This is a genomic window from Ideonella azotifigens (assembly GCF_006519715.1).
Classification (GTDB): domain Bacteria; phylum Pseudomonadota; class Gammaproteobacteria; order Burkholderiales; family Burkholderiaceae_C; genus Ideonella; species Ideonella azotifigens.
The window spans coordinates 1-1953 of sequence record NZ_VIDT01000872.1; the positions used below are offsets into that span (position 1 = coordinate 1).

Genomic DNA, 1953 nt, shown 5'->3' on the forward strand with positions numbered 1-1953 from the left:
TTGTCGGCGGCGGCGGTGCGGCGCGCATTCCGCGCCTGATCGGCACCGCGCGCATGACGGACATGATGCTGACCGGCCGCGTGCTGAGCGCCGACGAAGGCCTGCAGGCCGGCCTGTCCACCTACCTCACCGAGCCCGGCGAAGGCCTGGCGCAGGGCCTGGCGCTGGCCAGGAAGATCGCCGTCAACGCACCGCTGTCCAACTTCGCGGTGATGCAGGCGCTGCCGCGCATCGCCGGCCTGTCGCAGTCCGACGGGCTGTTCGTCGAGTCGCTGATGGCCGCCATCGCCCAGGGCGACGACGCCGCCAAGCAACGCATGCGCGCCTTCCTCGAAGGCCGGGCAGGCAAGGTGAGCGCCGCATGAGTGCGCCTGCCTATCGTGCATTGCGGGTTGGCGGTTGCCTGGAGGCGGCTGTCGAGTACCGCGACGATGGCACCGTGGTCCTGCGCTCCACCGAACCACTGTCGCCCTTCCCTGCCCGCCTGAGTGACCGGCTGGAGCACTGGGCGCGAGAAGCGCCGGAGCGAACGTTCATCGCCCGCCGTGGTGCGGACGGTGAATGGCAGCGCATCAGCTATGCGCAGATGCTGGCGCGCGCGCAGGCCGTGGGCCAGGCGCTGGCGCAGCGCGGGCTGTCGCACGACCGGCCGGTGGCCATCCTGTCGGACAACGACCTGGAGCACCTCACCCTGTCCCTGGGCGCGATGTGGGCCGGCGTGCCGTACACACCGGTCTCGGCCGCGTATTCGCTGCTGTCGCAGGACCATGCGAAGCTGCGCCACATCCTGGGCACGCTGACGCCTGGGCTGGTGTTCGCGTCCGGCCCGGCCTATGCAAAGGCGATTGCTGCGGCGGTGCCCGAAGGCGTGGAAGTCGTGCTGACCGACGGTGCGCTGGCTGGCCGCAGCACCACGCCCTTTGCCGAGCTGCTGGCCGCCACGCCCGGCCCGGAAGGCATGGCCGCGCATGCCGCCGTCGGCCCGGACACGCTGGTCAAGGTGCTGTTCACCTCCGGCTCCACCAAGCACCCCAAGGGCGTGATGAACACGCACCGCATGCTGTGCGCCAACCTGCAGATGATCCGCCAGTCCTTTGCCTTCCTGGGCGACGAGCCGCCGGTGCTGGTGGACTGGCTGCCGTGGAACCACACCTTCGGCGGCAACCACAACGTGGGCATTGCGCTGTACAACGGCGGCACGCTGTACATCGACGAAGGCAAGCCCACCGCCAGTGGCATTGGCCAGACGCTGCGCAACCTGCGCGAGATCTCGCCGACCATCTACTTCAACGTGCCCAAGGGCTTCGAGGAAATCGTCTCGGCGATGGACGAGGACGACGCGCTGCGCGAGTCGCTGTTCCGCCGCGTGAAGGCCTTCATGTACTCGGGCGCCGGCCTCTCGCAGGCCGTGTGGGACCGGCTGGATGCGCATGCCGAGCGCACCATCGGCCACCGCGTGCGCATGCTCACCGGCCTGGGCATGACCGAGACCGCACCGTCCTGCACCTTCGCGCTCGGCGAAGACGTGCGCTCCGGCCACATCGGCCTGCCCAACCCCGGCGTGGAGCTGAAGCTGGTGCCCACCGACGGCAAGACCGAGATCCGCTTCCGCGGCCCGAACGTCATGCCCGGCTACTGGCGCGAGCCGCAGCAGACCGCCGAGGCCTTCGACGAGGAAGGCTTCTACCGCACCGGCGACGCGGTCGCCTTCATCGACCCCGAACAGCCCCAGGGCGGCCTGCGCTTCGACGGCCGCATCGCCGAAGACTTCAAGCTCTCCAGCGGCACCTTCGTCAGCGTGGGCCCGCTGCGCGCCCGCGTGCAGCTGGACGGCTCGCCCTGCGTGCAGGACGTGGTGGTGGCCGGGCTGAACCGCGACGACATCGGCCTCCTGATCTTCCCCCGCGTGGACGAATGCCGCCGCCTGGCCGGCCTGCCGGCCGACACACCGGC

General features: G+C 70.3%; 2 protein-coding genes. Both read left to right on the plus strand.

Annotation, left to right across the window (positions count from 1 at the left end):
* On the plus strand, window positions 1–365 hold a 365-nt coding region (locus FKP22_RS28680; protein WP_510606733.1), incomplete at its 5' end, for a Clp protease/crotonase-like domain-containing protein.
* The coding region (locus FKP22_RS28685) for a feruloyl-CoA synthase (RefSeq protein ID WP_141291526.1) at window positions 362–1953 on the plus strand (1592 nt) is incomplete at its 3' end. The genes FKP22_RS28680 and FKP22_RS28685, both read left to right, overlap by 4 nt.